The sequence below is a fragment of the Psychrilyobacter sp. genome (assembly GCF_037132775.1).
Classification (GTDB): Bacteria; Fusobacteriota; Fusobacteriia; order Fusobacteriales; family Fusobacteriaceae; genus Psychrilyobacter.
The window spans coordinates 1-19230 of the sequence record NZ_JBAHZY010000042.1 but is presented as its reverse complement, the minus strand read 5'-3'; the positions used below and the strand labels follow the sequence as shown (position 1 = coordinate 19230).

Annotated in this window: 14 protein-coding genes and 2 pseudogenes; 11 read left to right on the top strand and 5 right to left on the bottom strand. The window is 32.7% G+C overall.

Annotation, left to right across the window (positions count from 1 at the left end; all coding sequences use genetic code 11):
• Nucleotides 1-424 precede the first annotated feature (424 nt).
• The 7 genes and pseudogenes from V5784_RS02700 to V5784_RS02670 all read left to right on the top strand — a co-directional run bounded on the left by V5784_RS02700 (nucleotide 425) and on the right by V5784_RS02670 (nucleotide 8042).
• Complete coding sequence (locus V5784_RS02700; protein WP_336887509.1) at nucleotides 425-1345, top strand: ABC transporter permease; 921 nt, start codon at nucleotides 425-427, stop codon at nucleotides 1343-1345.
• Nucleotides 1346-1355: 10 nt separating this feature from the next.
• A complete protein-coding gene (locus V5784_RS02695; protein WP_336887508.1) occupies nucleotides 1356-2528 on the top strand; it encodes an ABC transporter permease in 1173 nt (390 codons plus the stop codon).
• Between the two features lie 8 nt (nucleotides 2529-2536).
• On the top strand, nucleotides 2537-3535 hold the full coding sequence (locus V5784_RS02690; protein WP_336887507.1) for an ABC transporter ATP-binding protein: 999 nt from the start codon (nucleotides 2537-2539) through the stop codon (nucleotides 3533-3535).
• Nucleotides 3536-4546, top strand: coding sequence for an oligopeptide/dipeptide ABC transporter ATP-binding protein (locus V5784_RS02685; RefSeq protein WP_336887506.1), 1011 nt, complete (start codon nucleotides 3536-3538; stop codon nucleotides 4544-4546). It begins immediately after the preceding gene.
• A gap of 95 nt (nucleotides 4547-4641) precedes the next feature.
• Nucleotides 4642-6282 carry a peptide ABC transporter substrate-binding protein gene (locus V5784_RS02680; RefSeq protein ID WP_336887505.1) on the top strand — a complete coding sequence of 547 codons (1641 nt, stop codon included), beginning with the start codon at nucleotides 4642-4644 and terminating at the stop codon, nucleotides 6280-6282.
• 151 nt (nucleotides 6283-6433) lie between these two features.
• Nucleotides 6434-6802 (top strand): annotated as a pseudogene (locus V5784_RS02675) (MerR family transcriptional regulator); the annotation flags it as partial.
• A gap of 73 nt (nucleotides 6803-6875) precedes the next feature.
• Nucleotides 6876-8042 carry an iron-containing alcohol dehydrogenase gene (locus V5784_RS02670; protein WP_336887504.1) on the top strand — a complete coding sequence of 389 codons (1167 nt, stop codon included), beginning with the start codon at nucleotides 6876-6878 and terminating at the stop codon, nucleotides 8040-8042.
• Between the two features lie 64 nt (nucleotides 8043-8106).
• Here V5784_RS02670 and V5784_RS02665 read toward each other — a convergent pair whose 3' ends face one another.
• Entirely contained in the window at nucleotides 8107-9723 is a 1617-nt protein-coding gene (locus tag V5784_RS02665; RefSeq protein WP_336887503.1) for a putative manganese-dependent inorganic diphosphatase, read from the bottom strand.
• Between the two features lie 334 nt (nucleotides 9724-10057).
• On the opposite strand from V5784_RS02665, the gene ligA reads away from it, so the two are divergent.
• Nucleotides 10058-12082, top strand: coding sequence for an NAD-dependent DNA ligase LigA (gene ligA, locus V5784_RS02660; protein WP_336887502.1), 2025 nt, complete (start codon nucleotides 10058-10060; stop codon nucleotides 12080-12082).
• A 38-nt stretch (nucleotides 12083-12120) separates the two neighbouring features.
• Here the strand turns inward: ligA and V5784_RS02655 are convergent, their stop codons facing one another.
• Complete coding sequence (locus V5784_RS02655) at nucleotides 12121-13722, bottom strand: ClC family H(+)/Cl(-) exchange transporter (RefSeq protein WP_336887501.1); 1602 nt, start codon at nucleotides 13720-13722, stop codon at nucleotides 12121-12123.
• Between the two features lie 334 nt (nucleotides 13723-14056).
• On the opposite strand from V5784_RS02655, the gene secA reads away from it, so the two are divergent.
• From secA to V5784_RS02640, 3 genes are all read left to right on the top strand, one after another.
• The gene (gene secA / locus V5784_RS02650) at nucleotides 14057-16756 is read left to right on the top strand and encodes a preprotein translocase subunit SecA (protein WP_336887500.1); all 2700 of its coding nucleotides are present in this window, start codon (nucleotides 14057-14059) and stop codon (nucleotides 16754-16756) included.
• 3 nt (nucleotides 16757-16759) lie between these two features.
• The gene (locus tag V5784_RS02645) at nucleotides 16760-17500 is read left to right on the top strand and encodes a hypothetical protein (protein ID WP_336887499.1); all 741 of its coding nucleotides are present in this window, start codon (nucleotides 16760-16762) and stop codon (nucleotides 17498-17500) included.
• A gap of 71 nt (nucleotides 17501-17571) precedes the next feature.
• Nucleotides 17572-17769, top strand: coding sequence for a cysteine-rich CWC family protein (locus V5784_RS02640; RefSeq protein WP_336887498.1), 198 nt, complete (start codon nucleotides 17572-17574; stop codon nucleotides 17767-17769).
• A 306-nt stretch (nucleotides 17770-18075) separates the two neighbouring features.
• Here the strand turns inward: V5784_RS02640 and V5784_RS02635 are convergent.
• From V5784_RS02635 to V5784_RS02625, 3 genes and pseudogenes are all read right to left on the bottom strand, one after another.
• Nucleotides 18076-18315, bottom strand: a pseudogene (locus V5784_RS02635) (diguanylate cyclase); the annotation flags it as partial.
• Between the two features lie 62 nt (nucleotides 18316-18377).
• The gene (locus V5784_RS02630; protein WP_336887497.1) at nucleotides 18378-18542 is read right to left on the bottom strand and encodes a HAMP domain-containing protein; all 165 of its coding nucleotides are present in this window, start codon (nucleotides 18540-18542) and stop codon (nucleotides 18378-18380) included.
• Entirely contained in the window at nucleotides 18526-19113 is a 588-nt protein-coding gene (locus V5784_RS02625) for a CHASE4 domain-containing protein (protein WP_336887496.1), read from the bottom strand. The genes V5784_RS02630 and V5784_RS02625 overlap by 17 nt, the downstream gene beginning before the upstream one ends.
• Nucleotides 19114-19230 lie beyond the last annotated feature (117 nt).

Below are 19230 nucleotides of genomic sequence, written 5' to 3'. Positions count from 1 at the left end.
ATCAATCTATGTTGTTTTACCTATATCCATATTAGCTACTATACTTACAGTAAGGTTTGTAGGTAGATCTGTAGAGGAAGCTAGGGAGACAGAGGAAGAATTGGAATTAGTATAGAAAATTTGACTAGGTTTTTTTATTTTTACTTATTTTTAACTTATGAAAATTTAAAATTTTATAGGGAAAAATAATAATAATAAAAATTAATTTCCATTCATCTTAAATATTATGTAAATTCGTTTTTTTAATAGTTTGATACTTAAAAAATGGTATTAAACTTCATTATTAAAACTTTAAAGTTATAAAAAAAAGTTTTTATGGGGTGGATTAATTTGAATTATTAGAATATACATGGTATATACATAGTTATATGTATCATTATCGGTATGTAAAGCTAAGCAAAATTTAATAATAGGGGAGGAAAGAATGGGAAAGTTTATTTTTAAACGATTGGGTCAAATGTTATTTACACTGTATATAGTTATTACAGCGACTTTTTTCTTGATGCACGCTATTCCTGGGGGACCTTTTACAAGGGAAAAACCGTTACCGCCAGCAGTGATAGCAGCATTAGAGGCTAAATTTAACATGAATGCACCACTCTACGTACAATATTTCGACTATATGAAAGGGGTTTTTAGTTTTGATTTCGGGCCTTCGTTTCAAAAAGTAGGAGTAGATGTAATTGATCTAGTACGAGCTGGATTACCGGTATCTGCAAAACTAGGGGGATCTGCTGTATTAGTCGTACTCATAATAGGTATTCCTTTAGGGATAATATCTGCTCTGAAGCAAAATAAATGGGAAGATTATGTGGTAACTGTTATAGCTACTTTAGGGGTTACAATCCCGAGTTTTGTAATAGCGACTATGATCATATATGTATTTAGTGGAAAATTGGGATGGTTACCATCTTTTGGACTAACTTCCTGGAAACATTATATCGGACCAGTAATAGCTCTCTCTGGATTCTCTTTGGCTTTTGTATCTAAGCTGACCAGATCATCGATGTTAGAGGTGTTACAGCAAGATTATATTAGAACAGCCAGAGCCAAGGGGCTGTCAGAGTTTGTAGTAATTGGTAAACATGCTCTTAAAAATGGATTGTTACCAGTAGTTACCTATGTGGGACCAATGGTAGCAGGAATTTTAACTGGATCATTTGTTATTGAAAAGATCTTTGCTATACCTGGAATGGGGAAATATTTCGTAGAAAGTGTAGGAAATAGAGACTATACAGTGATCATGGGAGTAACAATCTTTTATGCAGGATTTTATATAATTATGGTATTTTTTGTAGATATCATCTATATATTGATAGATCCTAGGATTAAATTACATGATTAAGGGGGAAGGGATGGATAATAGATGGGAAAAAGTATCGGAGGAAGTTAAAGGTGAGAGGAAAACAAGACCTAGTCTTACATATTGGCAGGACGCTTGGCGAAGGTTAAAACAAAATAAACTATCTATGATAGGCTTGGTGGTAATAATTTTATTGTTTATAACGGCAATTTTTGGACCTATGCTATCTAAATTTAGTTATGAAGATCAAAATCTTAAATTTGGAAATATAGCTCCTAGATTTGATATATATGAAGTAGATAAATCCAACTATATATATGTACATCCAGAATATAAGTTATTTACTGTAACTTCTGACGGGAAACTGCTAGATTCATTAAAACCAGTTGAAAATGACATTATGAATTCGCAAAAGATCTATGAAGTAGATGGAAAACGGGTAGTACTAGATTATAAAAACGCTAAATTATCTAGAAAAAATCCAGGAATTCAAAAATATAAAATATTGGTAGAGAATAAGGAAACAGAGATATTAAAGAGAGTTTTTAATAAAACTTATTTCTTCGGTACCGATTCCCATGGAAGAGACCTCTTCATAAGGGTACTTTATGGAGCTAGAATATCCCTTACAGTAGCAGTTGTAGCCACTCTGGTAAATTTCTTTATTGGAATCTTCTATGGAGGGATATCTGGTTATTTAGGTGGAAGAGTAGATGCAATAATGATGAGAATAATGGATATAATAAGTACAATTCCATTACTACTATATGTAATTTTACTTATGGTAATAATATCTCCAGGATTAAAAACAATTATAATAGCCATGGGGCTTACCTTCTGGGTAAGGATGGCAAGGATTGTAAGGGGTCAAACTCTTAGTATAAAGCAACAAGAATATGTTATGGCAGCAAAAACTATAGGAGCCAAAAATTTTAGAATACTAAGTAGACATATCATACCAAATGCAATGGGACCGATCATCGTATCACTGACTATGATGATACCAAATGCAATATTTACAGAATCATTTTTGAGTTTTATAGGGCTTGGAGTAAGCGCTCCTCAAGCATCGTGGGGAACCTTGGCCAGTGATGCCTTGCCAGGAATAAGAAGTTATCCATATCAATTGTTTTTTCCATCACTTGCAATAAGTTTAACTATGCTTGCATTTAACTTTTTAGGGGATGGACTTAGAGATGCACTGGATCCAAGATTAAGAAAATAGGGGGGAACATGGAAAAATTAATAGAACTTAAGGACGTAAAAACTTCATTTTTTACCCATCTAGGAGAAGTCCAGGCTGTAAGAGGTGTAAGTTATAGTATAAATAAAGGTGAGGCCTTGGGAATTGTAGGAGAATCAGGAAGTGGAAAGAGTATAACCTCTATGTCTATAATGGGACTGCTTCAATATCCAGGAATTGTAAAAAGTGGTGAGATAATATTTAAAGGGGAAGACCTTTTAAAGAAAAATAAAAAAGAGATGAGGAGTGTAAGGGGAAATGAGATAGCTATGATATTTCAAGACCCGATGACCTCGTTAAATCCTGTATATACTATAGGGGATCAGATTATGGAAGCTATTAGAAAACATCAAAATGTATCTAAAGCCGAAGCCCTAAAAAAGGCAATCGACATGCTAACATTGGTAGGAATACCTGACCCGGCAAAAAGGATAAACGCTTATCCCCATGAATTTAGTGGAGGGATGAGACAAAGGGTAATGATTGCTATGGCTCTTTCGTGTGAACCGGATCTGCTTATTGCTGATGAACCAACTACGGCATTAGATGTTACTATCCAGGCTCAAGTATTAGACATTATGAAGGAACTGAAAGATAAGTTAAATACATCTATAATGCTCATAACACATGATCTAGGGGTTGTCGCCGATGTCTGTTCGAGAGTACTCGTTATGTACGGTGGACTTATCATGGAGGAAGGATCAGTAAATGATATCTTCTACAATCCACAACATCCATATACAGTGGGATTATTAAAATCTATTCCTAAGATAGAAAGCAAGGAAAGATTGGTACCTATAGATGGAACACCGCCAGACCTATTGCACCCTCCAAAGGGATGTCCGTTTGCACCGAGATGTGAACATGCTATGAATGTATGTATGGAGGAACAGCCAGAATTTTTTGACTGCGGGGAAGGGCATAGATCTATGTGTTGGCTGCTTCACCCAGATTCTCCCAAGGTGGAATTAAAGGGAGGGGTAAGATAGATGGATATAAAAAAAGATAAAGTTTTAATAGAAATAAAAAATTTAAAGAAATATTTTTCTAAAAATACAGGTTTTTTCAAAAAAAAGATGGAGCATCTAAAAGCTGTAGATGATATTAGTTTTCATATAAATAAAGGTGAAACTTTTGGGCTTGTAGGAGAGTCAGGGTGCGGGAAATCTACAACCGGAAGAACTATAATAAGGCTCTATGATGTAACTGGCGGAGATATAATATATGATGGGAAAAATATAAGCCACTTAAATGAAAGGGAGTTAGAGCCTTATAGAAGAAAGATCCAAATGATCTTTCAAGATCCATATGCATCATTAAATACTAGGATGACAGTAGGAGATATCATAGGAGAACCCTTGGATATCCATAACTTAGCAAAAGGTGAGGCGAGACAGAAAAGAATATATGAACTATTAGACACGGTGGGACTAAGTAAGGAACATGCTAGCAGATATCCCCATGAATTTAGTGGAGGACAAAGACAAAGGATAGGAATAGCCCGTGCATTGGCAGTAGAACCAAAATTTATAATCTGTGATGAGCCGATCTCAGCATTGGACGTATCTATCCAGGCTCAGGTAGTAAATATGTTAGATGACCTGCAAAAAAAATTGGGTTTGACCTATCTATTTATAGCTCATGATCTATCCATGGTAAAACATATCTCAGACAGGATAGGAGTACTATATCTAGGTAAGATGATGGAGATAGCAGAATCAGATGCTCTCTATGATAACCCCATCCATCCATATACGAGAGCATTGCTTTCATCTATACCTATTCCAGACCCAGAGCTAAATGCCAAAGTGAAGAGGGAAATATTAAAGGGAGATGTACCTAGTCCACTTAATCCACCTAGTGGATGTAGGTTTAGAACCAGGTGTAAATATGCAGAAGGGATTTGCAGTCAAAAGGAACCATTATTAGTAGAAGTGGTTTCTGGAAGGTTTGCAGCTTGTCATTTTTCTAAGGAATTCTATGAGGGAACAAAAAAATAAAGGATCTTATAGGGATGATAAGTATAATTATTTATCACTTTAGTGATCAGTTTTTTAAGTAACAGCGTTTATCAATTTATTCGAGGAGGAAATTTATGAAGAAAATCTTTTATGTAGTGACACTTCTAATGGCAGTATTACTCACTGCTTGTGGAGGAGAAAAAGAACAATCTAAGGGAACAGATACAGCAGAACAGGTTATGGTATTTAACCTAGGAGCAGATCCCAAATCTGTAGATCCACAGCTAAACTCTGCAACTGATGGTGGAATAGTTATAAACAATACCTTCGAAGGACTTATGAGAACAGATGTCAACGGAAAAGCTCAGCCAGCAGGAGCAGAATCTGTGGATGTTTCAGATGATAAGATGACTTATACATTCCACCTTAGAAAAGATGCTAAATGGTCTGATGGAAAACCTGTAACAGCAGCGGATTATAAATATGCTTGGTTAAGAGCATTAGATCCTGCAGTAGCTTCGGAATATTCATTCCAACTTTACTATATCAAAGGTGGACAGGATTTCTTTGAAGGAAAAGGGCCTAAAGAAAATATAGGCTTAGAAGCAGTAGACGACTTGACTTTTAAAGTTACTTTAAAAGCTCCTACAGCATACTTTTTAGACTTAGTAACATTCCATACATTTATGCCAGTTAGACAAGATGCAGTGGAGAAAAAACCAGAAGGATGGGCAAAGGATCCTAGCATAGCGATTTCAAATGGACCATTTAAAATTTCTGAATACCATATGAATGACAAGATTATCTTAGTTCCAAATGAATATTACTGGAATAAAGACAGTGTTAAATTAGATAAGATCACTATGACTATGATAGTTGACATCAGTACAGCTATGATAGCATATGATAATAATGAAGTAGATGTATTAATCACTGTACCTACTCCAGAAATTCCAAAAAGACAGGTGGAAGATCCAACTTTCCAAATAGTGCCTTACTTAGGAGTATACTACTATATCTTTAATGTTAACCAAGCACCAACTAACGATATCAATGTAAGAAAAGCTCTTACACTAGCTATCGACAGAGAACAGATTGTAAATGAAGTAACTAAAGGTGGGCAACAGCCAGCTAATGGATTTGTTCCGACTGGATTAGTAGATTCACAAGGAAATGACTTTAGAGCAACTGCAGGAGATTATGGAATTTCTTCTACTGCTGATATTGAAAAAGCAAGAGAATATTTAGCTAAAGCTGGATATCCAAATGGTGAAGGTATGGCTCCAGTTGAGCTTATCTATAACACAAGTGAAGGACATAAAGCGGTTGCAGAAGCAATCCAAGAGATGTGGAAGAAAAACTTAGGAATCGAAGTTAACTTAGTAAATCAAGAGTGGGCTGTATTCCAAGATACTAGACATTATGGAAATTTTGAAATAGCAAGAGGTGGATGGATTGGTGACTACAACGACCCTATGACATTCTTAGATCTATGGACTTCTTACTCAGGAAACAACGATGCACAATGGAGCTATAAGAAAGGGGATTTTCCTGAGAACAAAAAATTTGATGCATTGATTGAAAATTCAAAAATAGTTCAAGGTGTGGACAGAGATGAAGATCTTTATGGTGCAGAGAAAATTCTAATGGATGAATTAATCACTATGCCTATCTACTACTATACAGGTGTAATCATGGTTAAAGATAAAATTAAAAACTGGGAAAGAGATATCTTAGGTACTTGGTACTTTGGAAATATCGAAATAATAGAATAATAAAAAGCCTTCTAAAAGTATAAATACTTTTAGAAGGCTTTTTTGTATATATAATAAAAAAAAGTTTGCCTTAAACCATGGTTTAAGGTGTATACTTGGTATATAAGAAATTAGGAGGTAATCTATGACTATAGATTAGGTAGCCAAACATTTTAGAATATCTAAGTCTAAGCTTAGATATTATGAAAAAAATGGAGTTATTAAGGAGATTGCTAGGAATAACAATGGTAATAGAGCATACACAAGTAATGACTTAGTTTGGATAGATTTTTTTCTCAATCTCAAAGAAACAGGGATGTCACTAAAGGAGATAGTATATTATATAGGTTTAAAAAAAGGTGGGGAGAAAACTGCTATAGAAAGAAAGGAAATTTTGTTAAATCATGTAGATATAATACAGAAAAAGATAGAGGGATTAAATTTGATAAAAGAAGAGGTTTTGGAACAGGTAAAAAGATATGAGGATGAGGAAGGAAATTGTATTATTAGATGTAAAATTTATGAGGAGAAAGATTGCTAAAATTTCAAAGAAGATAGAAAAAAATAATTAATGGAGGGGCAATTCATGAGTTGTCCATAAAAGGAGGAAAAAAATGTTGAATTTTAATTTTTACAACCCCACAGAGATTGTATTTGGAAAGGGTCAGATGAAACAGTTAGATAAATTGGTACCTAAAAATTCTCGTATACTTGTTACATATGGTGGGGGATCGGTAAAAAAATTCGGAACTTTAGATAAGGTGATAGATGAGCTAAAAAAATCAAAGAGGGAAATATTTGAATTTGGAGGAATAGAACCTAACCCCAAATTTGAGACTCTGATGAAAGCTGTCAAATTGGTAAGAGAGGAAAAGATCGACTTTATCCTGGCTGTTGGAGGGGGGTCTGTTATGGATGGAACTAAATTTATCGGGATAGCTTCATGCAAGGATGAATACATTGGAAAAGAGGAAGAACTATTAACTCAAGGAATGATATCAGTTGATAAAACTATACCATTTGGAACTGTAGTAACTTTACCAGCAACGGGTTCAGAGATGAATTGTGGAGGGGTAATAAGTAATGGGAAAAATAAATTAGCTATTTTTAGTAAAAAATCATTCCCTATATTTTCTATATTAGATCCAGAACTAACATTTACTCTGCCAAAAACTCAGGTAGCGAATGGAATTATAGATACGTTTATCCATGTAGTAGAGCAATATGTTACCTATCCAGTAGAGGCTGGATTTCAAGATAGAACAGCTGAAGGAATCCTTCAGACATTAGTAGAAATAGGGAAAGAAACTCTAGAGAATCCTACTAATTATGATGCACGTGCTAATTTAGTTTGGTGTGCAACAATGGGATTAAATGGACTTATCGGTGCCGGAGTACCTCAAGATTGGTCGGTACATATGATAGGACATGAATTAACAGCAATATTTGGTGTAGACCATGCTAAAACACTAGCAACTATCTTACCAGCAACTTGGAAAGTTAGAAAAACAGAAAAATTTGAGAAGTTAGTTCAATATGCAGAGAGAGTATGGGATTTAAGAGATGGAACTGATGAAGAAAAGATAGATTTAGCAATCACAAAAACAGAAGAATTTTTTCATAGTTTAGGTATTACAACTAAATTATCAGATTATAAAATAGGAGAAAATGACATAGAAACTGTCATCAACTCTTTAAAATCACATAGGATGGTTAAATTATCTGAAAGAGGAGATCAAACTCTAGATATAACAAGGAAAATTATAGAGAAAGCACTGTAAAAACTAAAATTTTAAAATAAAGAGAGGAGATAGCTGCTAGCTATCTCCTCTTTCATAATCTACTTTACATTCCTTGGCTAGCAGCCATAAGGAATGGAATAATTTGTTTTTTTCTTGAAACTACACCATCTAGCCAGGCAGTTCCAGCTTCTAATTCTACGTTAAACCCTTTTTCTACTAATTCAGTAGAATTCCCTAGTGCAAAAATTTTAGAACCATTATTTACTATATCGGTCATAACTAGCACAAATAAGTCGTAGTTATGTTTGTTTATCATCCTATTCATAGCAGCTTCTAAATTTTCTCTATTACTCATCAATCCGTCTATATCAACTGTATTTATCTGTGCGACAGCAGTTTGGAATTTACCCATAGAGAATTCTTTCATATCCATAGTTATAATTTCATCAGGAGTCTTATCTCCTAAAGAAGTCCCTGCTATCAGCATTTCCATACCATATTTTTCATAATCTATTTCTGTGATGGTAGCTAATTCTTTAGCTGCTTCTATATCTTTTGGCGTGCAGGTAGGAGATTTGAATATTAATGTATCTGATAAAATAGCACTTAGCATAAGTCCGGCTATGGTTTTATCAGGAATAATTCCTGCCTCTTTAAACAATCCATAAATTATCGTACAAGTACAACCAACAGCTGCGGCTCTAATCATAAGTGGTTCAGAAGTTTCAAAATTTCCAAATTTATGATGATCTACTATTTCTAATATTTTAGCAGTCTCAATTCCATCTACTGATTGAGAATTTTCATTGTGATCCACTAAGATGACTTCATTTTTTTCGAAATTCATAATATGCTTGGATCTAATAGTTGAAAATATAGTTCCATCTTCATTTACAACTGGGAAATTAGTTTGAGAAGAATCTTTTATAATATCACGAATATCTTCTATAAAATCAGTAGTTTTAAAATGGAAAAAGTTTTTATGCTTTAAAATAGCCTTTACAGGTACCGATTGTGAGATCATTTTAAATGTTTTAAAAATTCCCTGATTAACTCTAACAAGTGGTATTTTTATATCGTAATCAGGGATCTCATCATTTTTATCCACACATAAAAATATGATTTTTGCTCCAGATTTTTCAGCATTTTTTATATGTCCGGAAAAAAGTGTAGTGATTACCACATCTCCTTCAGAAATTTTAGCTAGTTCAGAGACTCCTCTTAGTCTACCCTCTATCTTACCTGTAGGGTATACTCCATTTAGAACAACAGCAGAATCCTTTAAAGAATCCCAAACATTTTCAAATGTCGTTTCATAATCAAGGAAAATATCTCTGGTACTCATCTCTAAATATGCGTTTGCAATCTCTGATATATGTATCATATTTTCTAATTTATTATTTTTATTTACAACAGGCAAACTTGAGTAATTTTCAGTAGTCATGATCTCTAATGCTTTTTGAATAGAATCAGTTTCCTTTATTAATTCCTTTTCGACCTTAGTAAGATCTTTGACCTGTGGTTTTATAGTAGTTAGCAATTGTGGCGCTGCTACATTAAAATGATTTAAAATAAATTCAGTTTCCTTGTTTAATTCTCCTAATCTGACAGCCTTTGTATTAAGTCCTAATTGACCCTTAAGGTTAGAATATGCGATAGCTGAACATATAGAATCTGTGTCTGGATTTTTATGTCCAAAAATTAAAACCTTCTCTTTCATTGTTGACCTCCTAAAATTATAGTGAAATATGAAAAATCACACCTATTATAGATATAAGCTCCGAATTTACTATGTTTATATTTTTTTTAACCAAAATATATTACCATTTAAATCATTAAATAACAAGAGTAAGTTGTGACTTAAAAGGAACAATGAGGTTAGGAAAATTATAAAAGATAAGTCACGATTGCTATTTTGGCAATGATTTAGAAGTTAAGCCAGAAAAAATAAAAGGGAAAAATCTGTGTCGGTTATTTAAATTGTTTCTGATAATTATGGTATAATTTTATGAATAAAAAACTATTTTTTTAAGGTTTAAAAGGAGAATTAAAGGATGAATAAAAATATAGAATTAGAAATAAAAAAAATAAAAGAAAACTTACATAAGCATAACTACTACTACTATGAAAAAAATGAAAGTTTAATTGCGGATGTAGAGTATGATAAGTTATTGAAAAAATTAGAGAAATTAGAGGAAGAGAACCCTGAATATAAGACGACAAACTCTCCTACACTGGTTGTAGGAGAAGGATTAAAAGGCACTAAATTTACTAAAGTTACCCATAAAAAACCAATGTTGAGTCTATCCAATACCTATAATGTAGGAGATTTAGAAGATTTTGATAAGAGGGTAAAAAGAATTTTAAATAAAGATAGTATAGAAAACGAAAATACCCAGGTAGACTATGCCTTGGAATTAAAATTAGACGGGATATCCATAAGTATTCACTATGTAGATGGTCGTTTAATCCAGGCTGTAACTCGTGGAAACGGGAAGGTAGGAGAGGATGTAACTGAAAATATAATGCAGATAAGATCTATCCCTAAATATCTCAAAGAAAGTGTATCTATAGAGGTTAGAGGGGAGATTGTATTACCATTAACTGAATTTGAATCATTGAATAAAAAAAGATTGGAGTCAGGAGAGGAAGTCTTTGCTAATCCTAGAAATGCAGCCGGGGGAACCCTGCGTCAAAAAGACGCTGCCATTGTAGGAAAAAGAAATTTGGATGCCTATATCTATTATTTAGCTGATAGTGAAGAATTAGGATTTGAAACTCACATTGAAAGTATAAAATATTTGGAAGAGTTGGGATTTAAAACTACAAAGGTCTTTGACCTATGTGAAACTATAGAACATTTGGAAATCCAGATAAAATACTGGGAAATTGAAAGGAATCATTTGGATTATGAGACTGACGGGTTGGTAATTAAGGTAAATAATCTTAGTCTGTATGAAGAGTTAGGAGCTACAACCAAGGCACCTAGATGGGCTATTTCCTATAAATTTCCTGCTAAACAGGTGACTACAAAATTAAAGGATATAACCTGGCAAGTGGGAAGGACAGGGAAGGTCACTCCCGTAGCAGAATTAGAAGCAGTAGAAGTATCGGGAAGTATAGTCAGACGTGCCAGTCTTCATAATTATGACGAGGTTCTTAGAAAAGATATAAAAATAGGCGATACAGTATTCATCGAAAAAGCTGCTGAGATAATTCCCCAGGTTATAAAACCTGTAAAAGAGTTGAGAGACGGGACGGAGGAGGAGATAATCCCTCCTACAAACTGCCCTGTATGTGATTCAATCTTAGAAAAAGAAGAAGGGCTGGTAAATTTAAAATGTATGAATACTCACTGTAAGGCAAAATTACAGGGAAGGATGGAATATTTTATCTCCCGTGATGCCATGAACATAATCGGTGGATCAAAGATCGTGGAAAAATTTATAGGATTAGGTTTTTTAAAGGAAATAAGTGACTTCTATGAACTTCATCTAAAAAAAGATGAATTGGAAAAATTAGATAATTTGGGAAGCAAAAGTATAGAAAAATTGCTGATATCTATTGAGGAGAGTAAAAAATTAGATTACTCTAAAACTCTCTATGCCCTAGGGATTCCATTTGTGGGAAAATTTTTAGGAGAATTGTTATCTAAAGAGAGTAAAAATATAGAGAATTTGGCTCTGATGGAAGTGGAAGAATTACTGGCAATAGACGGTGTAGGAGGGAAGGTAGCTCAGTCTGTATATGGATACTTCAGAGATGGTGACAAGATGAGAGTGCTGGAAAAAATAAAGGAAGCTGGAGTTAATTTTGAGATCGAAGAGGTAGATGAAGGGGCTCATTTGGAAGAGTTTGTAGGGAAAACCTTTCTGGCTACAGGAAAATCGATCCATTTTAAGAGGCAGGAGATCAAAGATATCGTAGAAAAATTAGGCGGATCTAATATGTCTGGGGTGTCCAAAAAATTAGATTATCTCATAGTGGGAGAAAAACCGGGAAGTAAACTGAAAAAAGCTGAGGAATTGGGCAGTGTAAAAATTCTTACAGAGGAAGAGTTTTTGGAGCTGATAAAATAGAAATAAAAAAGGATGCAAAACTGCATCCTTTTTTATTTCTATTTCACTGTTGCCATAGTTCCCATCTCATATAATTTAGGACTAATTGTTCCAGCATCTCTTTTATCTGTTAGTACAATAAGAAAATCACCACTTTTTATCTTACTCATTCCTTTGGGGATTATCTCTCTTATCTCCCTTCTAATTCCAACTAAAAGACAATTTTCAGGCCAAGATATTTCAAAAACATGCTTCCCATCGAAAATAGAGTCTGCAATAACTGGTATTAGTAGTGTCACTTTAGATGAATTTTTCTTAGGAGATTTTTCTTTAACAAAAAGGTTGGAGATCATATTTCTATAAAGAATATCATAGATTGGATCTAAATTAATAAATTCAGTCAATACATAGGCCAATGTTGCGACTAAAGTTAAGCTAAATAGATGATCAAACCTACCTGTCATCTCAAGAATAAGGATTATTCCTGTAATAGGAGCTCTTACAACTGCCGTTAGATACCCAGCCATTCCTAAAATCATAAAGTGAACTCCGTAGACGTCTTCTAAACCAAAGACATCTACTAAAAACATCCCATAGATTTTTCCGAGGATAGCTCCTACTACTAACATAGGAAGGAATATTCCTCCTGGAAATCCTGTACTGTATGAAAAAAGTGTAAATATAAATTTAGCAATCAGAAGAATAAACAAAACTTTCATAGGAATAGATCTATGAGCTATATCTTGGATGAGGTGATGTCCTCCACCTGCAATCTCAGAAAAAAACAATCCAATAAATAGCGATAAAAGTATTGCAAGAACAGCTTTTACATAGGAGTTAAGTTTTATATTTTTATATAATTTTTGAAATAAAACAACCCCATCGGTAAATAATTTTCCTGCTAATCCTATAAAAATACCAAAGACTATTAATGATATTAAATATTTTGTTGTAGAAAGTCCCTCAGGTAACTGGGTATCAAAATCAAAGACTAAATCATACCCTAAATATAATTTAGTTATAAAATCTGCACTTATACTAGCTAACAAAGTACAAATAAGCAGTAATGGAGAAAAGAATTTATGCAACTCTTCCAAAGAAAATATAACTCCAGATAGAGGCGCATTAAATGCTGCTGCTAAACCAGCACTAGCTCCACTTGTAATAAGGTATTTTTTTTCAGCTTCTTTTGTTTTGAAAAAGCTATTCACTCCTTCACCTATTTGAGCTCCCAAATGTATAGATGGTCCTTCTCTTCCCAAAGAAAGTCCACTTCCAATACTGAGTAATCCTCCCAAGAATTTACTTATTAATTCATAGAACCAATTGAACTTGATCTGTTTCATTAAAAGAGCTTTTACTTGTGGAATTCCACTTCCACTAATCAATGGAAATTTTGATAGAAGTTTTTGTAAAATTATTGCTGCTCCTATAAAAATAATCACTACTTGGGATATTTTCATCCAAGATAGTGTTTCTTTGACATTTAATAAGGTAATATGCCTTACTGTGTTTAAAAAATCGAGGCCTTCTCTATAAGCTACAATAACGTAGCCGGTTAAAATGCCGACAATAATACTATAAAAAACTAATAGTAAATTGTGTCTTCGTTTTCTTAAATTTTGCCATGTATTAACTACTCCTTGTACATCTTCTTTCATAATTTAGAATCATCATCCTTTTTTTTTACTGTATTATAATTATAAATTTATATAATACAGAATATAATAAATTTCACTTTAAAGTATAGCAAATACCTATTAAAATATCAAGAGTTTTGTTAATTAAGAGTGTCTGTTTCACCTTTGGTGTTAATTATTCATTAACGTTTTATGACTGTATATTCCATATTTTTTAAAGGTTTAGGCTATTTCACCTCCTAGCAGTTTAATTGACGAGAGATAGTTTAATATGCTATTATTACAGTTGACAGAGTATAATGAAATCAAAGTTATTTGGCTTTGAGAAATCAAAAATTAAGTGAGGTAATGGCAGATGATCGGTAACTTAGTAAAGAAAATTTTTGGGACAAAAAATGACAGAGAAATAAAAAGGATTTTAGCTATTGTAGATGAGATCAATAACTTAGAACCTGAGATTAAAAAATTAGGAGATGAGGATCTAAAAGCTAAAACCATAGAATTTAGAGAGAGATTAGATAAGGGTGAAACTTTAGATGATATCTTAGCAGAAACTTTTGCAGTAGTGAGAGAAGGAGCTATAAGAGTCCTTGGAATGAGACACTACGATGTACAGATGGTTGGTGGAGTAGTATTACACGAGGGAAAAATAACTGAGATGAAAACAGGAGAGGGTAAGACATTAGTTGCAACTCTGGCTGTATATTTAAATGCATTGACTGGTAAGGGAGTTCATTTAGTAACGGTAAATGATTATCTGGCTACCCGTGATAGAGAATTGATGGGAAGACTGTATAGTTTCTTAGGATTGACATCGGATGTATTATATAATAATATGCCTATGGATAAAAGAGGAGCAGCCTATAGAGCTGACATTACCTATGGAACAAACAGTGAATTTGGTTTTGATTATTTGAGAGACAACATGGTTTCTAGAGTGGAAAATAAGGTGCAGAGAGACCTTGTTTTCTGTATTGTAGATGAGGTGGATTCAATTCTAATAGATGAATCTAGAACTCCGTTAATCATATCTGGAGCAGCAGCAGACACTCAAAAATGGTATAAAATTTTTGATGGAGTATCCAAAAAGTTAGTCAGAAGTTATGAAACGGAAAAAATCAAAGATATAAAGGCAAAAAAAGAGATGAATATTCCAGATGATGTTTGGAAAGATTATGAGGTAGATGAAAAATCGAATAATGTAACATTGACAGAAAAAGGAATAACTAAGATAGAAAAAGAATTGGATATTGAAAACCTATACTCTCCTGAAAATGTAGAGTTGACTCATTATATGATGCAAGCTCTAAAAGCTAAGGAATTATTTCATAGAGATAAAGAGTATTTAGTCAGAGATGGTCAAATAATTATTATCGACGAATTCACAGGAAGAGCTATGGAAGGAAGAAGATACTCGGATGGTCTACATCAGGCTTTAGAGGCAAAAGAGGGATTAAAGGTAGCCGGAGAAAATCAAACTTTAGCATCGATAACATTACAAAACTACTTTAGAATGTATGGAAAATTATCTGGAATGACAGGTACAGCTGAGACAGAAGCTACAGAATTTATGCATACATATAAATTAGGAGTTGTAGTAATTCCTACAAACAGACCGATAATCAGAATTGATAATCCAGATTTAGTATATAAAACACACAACGAGAAAATAAATGCCATAGTAGAAAGGATTGAAAAACTTTATGCCAAGGGGCAACCTGCCCTAGTAGGGACAATTTCTATCGAAAGTTCTGAAATTTTATCTGAACTTCTAAAAAAGAGAAAGGTACCTCATGAGGTATTGAACGCTAAATTCCATGAGAAGGAAGCAGATATAGTAGCCCAAGCTGGTAGATACAAATCAATTACCATAGCTACAAACATGGCTGGAAGAGGAACTGATATCATGCTGGGAGGTAACCCAGAATTTTTGGCTTTAGATGAAATCGGTTCGATGGATGATCCTAATTATAAGGAGTCATTTGAAAAATACAAGGCTCAGTGTGCAGATGAAAGAATAAAGGTACTAGAAGCAGGAGGGTTATTTATCCTGGGAACGGAGAGACACGAATCTAGAAGAATTGACAACCAGCTAAGAGGTAGATCAGGTAGACAGGGAGATCCAGGAGCTACAGAATTTTACCTTTCACTTGAAGATGAACTTATGAGATTATTTGGATCAGAAAGAGTAGCTGCTGTAATGGATAAACTAGGATTGCCAGAAGGGGAGCCTATTGTACACAGCATGATAAGTAAGGCTATTGAAAATGCACAGAAGAAAGTAGAAGCTAGAAACTTTGGAATTAGAAAAAATCTATTAGAATTTGATGATGTTAACAATAAACAGAGGGAAGCTATCTACAAGAGTCGGAATACAGCCTTGGAAAAAGATGATCTCAGTGAAACTATTCTTGGAATGTTAAATGATACCATATCACATGAAGTAGTTGAAAAATTTGTAGGAGAATTCAAAGAAGACTGGGATATGGATGGTTTAATAGAAAGAATAGAGGAACTGTTTGATTATATCATAGAAGATAAGGAAGAGTATAAAGCTCTGACTATTGAGGAATATTCTAATTTATTATCTCAAAAGATATTAGAAAAATACAATGTAAGAGAGGAAGAATTTGGTTCTGAACTTATGAGAAAATTAGAAAAGTATATATTATTTGAGATAGTTGATTCTAGATGGAGGGAACATTTAAAAACTTTAGATGCCTTGAGAGAAGGAATATACCTCAGATCATATGGTCAAAAAGATCCCCTTACAGAGTATAAATTGATCTCAGGAGATCTATATGCTAAGATGTTAAAAACTATAAAAGAAGAGACAATTTCTTATTTGTTTAAGGTGCAGATAAAGGTACCTGAAGAGAGGGAAATAGAGATAAAAGAAGCACAAAATAAAAATCTGAAGTATGAGTCTAATGATGATTTAGAGGGGGATGCAGATCTTGCAAAAGAATCTAGAGTTTCTCAAAAAATTGGTAGAAACAACTTGTGTCCTTGTGGGTCTGGAAAGAAATATAAAAAATGTTGCGGAAGGGTGTAGACTATGAAAAAAATGAGTAAAATTTTATTGGTAATAATGGTAGTATTTTTAGGAGCCTGTTCATCTATGAATATAGACACAAGTAAATATAAGATCACTACAGAAACGCTAAAAGAACCATACAAGGTAATGGATGAAATTTTAATAAGAGAATCTATTTTATCTGATTGGTATAATAATGAAGAACCAGTTCGGTATTTGACAACTAGACAAATTATAAAAAAAGACGGTAAAGAGGAAGTCTTTTTAAATAGTTTGAAAACAAAAAAGATTACAGATGAAGATATTGAGAAGTTTAATGAATTGACTAAAAAATATCTGAATAAACTAGAAAAAAAGTATAAGTTAAAAGATGAAAACATCAAAAACACCAAAGAACTTATAAAAAACTTGGTGATTGGATATAATGTTGTTTATTCGACTACTGCAAAGCATATAATGACAGTAGTTGCCACAGAAAGTGAAAGAAATTATGTCTTAGAGTTAAATAAAAAATCTGAAGATGAAATGACAGATAAAGATAGAACAAAGGTAAGGAAATTATTGAATAAATGGTTGGAAAGAAAAGAGTTTTTTGATGGCGAATCAATCTATAGTGCAGAAGTATCAAAGGATACAGTGAAACTTGTAGAATTATCTAAGAAAAAAGAATTAACAAGTTTAGAATTGAATAACTTAAATGCTAAGGCTATGGAGGTAGCATTCCCAGAATTAATATCTACTTTATCTAGATGGGGAAAATAAAATAACACTAAATTAGGAAATAGATTAATCTATCTCCTAATTTAGTGTTTAAACGTTTAAGAGGGGGAAATATGGATAAAAAAGTATGTCCGATTTGTGGAAAAGAGAATAGTTGTGCCCATGAAAATGAAAAAGATCCTAATACTTGCTGGTGTATGGATGTAAAGATTCCAAAAGAAGTTTTGGAAAAATTAAAAAAAGCTAAAAAAGTCAATACGGGTGGTTGTTTTTGTAAGTCTTGTGTGGAAAAAATTATGGTAGCGGAATAAAAATATTGAAATCAATTTTTAATATTTTTTTCAAAAAAAGAGGACTAAATTAATTTAGTCCCCTTTTTTAGTGCCTAATTTACAGTTAACAGTTCATTTAAATAATACTTTTTTATTGTGATTATACCTATATATATATATATATTCGTTCGGGTAATTTTTTCTTTTTCTTCTTGTCCTCGTACATCTTGATATCTGCGAGGTTAATACATTCTTCTAAGGTATTTTCGCCATAGCATTATATATATTCCAACACTTATACTGATCCTATATTTTTTTTTCATTATTTTTAGTATATTTATCAAATTATTTTTCAATATCATTAAATAATTCCCTAACCTCTATTGCATTTAGCCTATCAAATCCCAGGATAAATTCATCTCCTCCAAACCTCAAAAAAATGTCTTCTGGTTGGAGACTATCTCCTATAGTTTTAACAACAATTTTAATTAATTTATCTCCCTCTTCACGAGAAAATCGATCGTTTACATGTTTTAGATCATTTATATCTATAAAAACAGTTACTAAAGCTCCATTTTTTTTCTTAGCATTTTTAAAATTTTAACTTAATTTTTCCAAACCAATATGTCTATTAAATATTCCTGTCATTACATCGTAAGTTGCCAAGCCAGAGAGCCTTTTTTCATCCTTTCAATATCTTCTAAAAGGTTGTTTATATTTCTTCCTAAATTTTCAATTTCATCTTTTCCACTGATTTCAAGACGTCTCCCTAAATCTTTATGTTTTATTATTTCTTTAACGGAATGATCCATATTCCTTAATCTCTTTACTATAAACCTTTCCATTAAAGATAGAGATAACAAATATCAAAATCAGAAAATTTATTAACAGCATTACTATATATTTTTTTATATTTTCCTTCCCTAAAAATAATATATTGGCGTCCCTTTGATTTTTTAAGATAAGGCTTTCACCAGAAAGGGTTTGAATGTAGAACTTATTGAATACTATATCTTTTTCTATTTTGATTTCATATGGATTTTTTGAACTTTCAGAAACCCCTGATATATTAAATGGAATTCCTAATTTTTCTTCTAAATTTTTTAATTTAGTTTCATCTAAAAAATAACCCATAATCAAGTTACCTACCGGTTTCTTAGAATTATTGCTGTCTGTTATACCAAAATCGGAAAAAACTAAAATTTTATGATCTTTTTTGACTATCATGCCTGTTTTCCCATTATAAAATTGTATTTCATCTTTTAATGTAGTAACTTCTTTCAAAGAAAGATCGCTAGTTGAATTATTGTCATGATTTGTTTGATATACTATTTCCCCTTGATCATCTAAAAAAATGATAAGTATGGTGGTCGTGTTTGTCAAACAGTTTATGAAAAAACTTAAGCAATTTTTTGAGTACCAAAATATACCTTAGCAGGTGTTTCATAATCTAAAGAACTATGTCCTCTATCGTTATTATAAAAATTAATATACCTTTTT

Coding starts and splice junctions, on each gene's coding strand:
- V5784_RS02700 (WP_336887509.1), top strand. CDS start 425: ATGGGAAAGTTTATTTTTAAACGATTGGGTCAAATGTTATTTACACTG.
- V5784_RS02695 (WP_336887508.1), top strand. CDS start 1,356: ATGGATAATAGATGGGAAAAAGTATCGGAGGAAGTTAAAGGTGAGAGG.
- V5784_RS02690 (WP_336887507.1), top strand. CDS start 2,537: ATGGAAAAATTAATAGAACTTAAGGACGTAAAAACTTCATTTTTTACC.
- V5784_RS02685 (WP_336887506.1), top strand. CDS start 3,536: ATGGATATAAAAAAAGATAAAGTTTTAATAGAAATAAAAAATTTAAAG.
- V5784_RS02680 (WP_336887505.1), top strand. CDS start 4,642: ATGAAGAAAATCTTTTATGTAGTGACACTTCTAATGGCAGTATTACTC.
- V5784_RS02670 (WP_336887504.1), top strand. CDS start 6,876: ATGTTGAATTTTAATTTTTACAACCCCACAGAGATTGTATTTGGAAAG.
- V5784_RS02665 (WP_336887503.1), bottom strand. CDS start 9,723: ATGAAAGAGAAGGTTTTAATTTTTGGACATAAAAATCCAGACACAGAT.
- ligA (WP_336887502.1), top strand. CDS start 10,058: ATGAATAAAAATATAGAATTAGAAATAAAAAAAATAAAAGAAAACTTA.
- V5784_RS02655 (WP_336887501.1), bottom strand. CDS start 13,722: ATGAAAGAAGATGTACAAGGAGTAGTTAATACATGGCAAAATTTAAGA.
- secA (WP_336887500.1), top strand. CDS start 14,057: ATGATCGGTAACTTAGTAAAGAAAATTTTTGGGACAAAAAATGACAGA.
- V5784_RS02645 (WP_336887499.1), top strand. CDS start 16,760: ATGAAAAAAATGAGTAAAATTTTATTGGTAATAATGGTAGTATTTTTA.
- V5784_RS02640 (WP_336887498.1), top strand. CDS start 17,572: ATGGATAAAAAAGTATGTCCGATTTGTGGAAAAGAGAATAGTTGTGCC.
- V5784_RS02630 (WP_336887497.1), bottom strand. CDS start 18,542: ATGGATCATTCCGTTAAAGAAATAATAAAACATAAAGATTTAGGGAGA.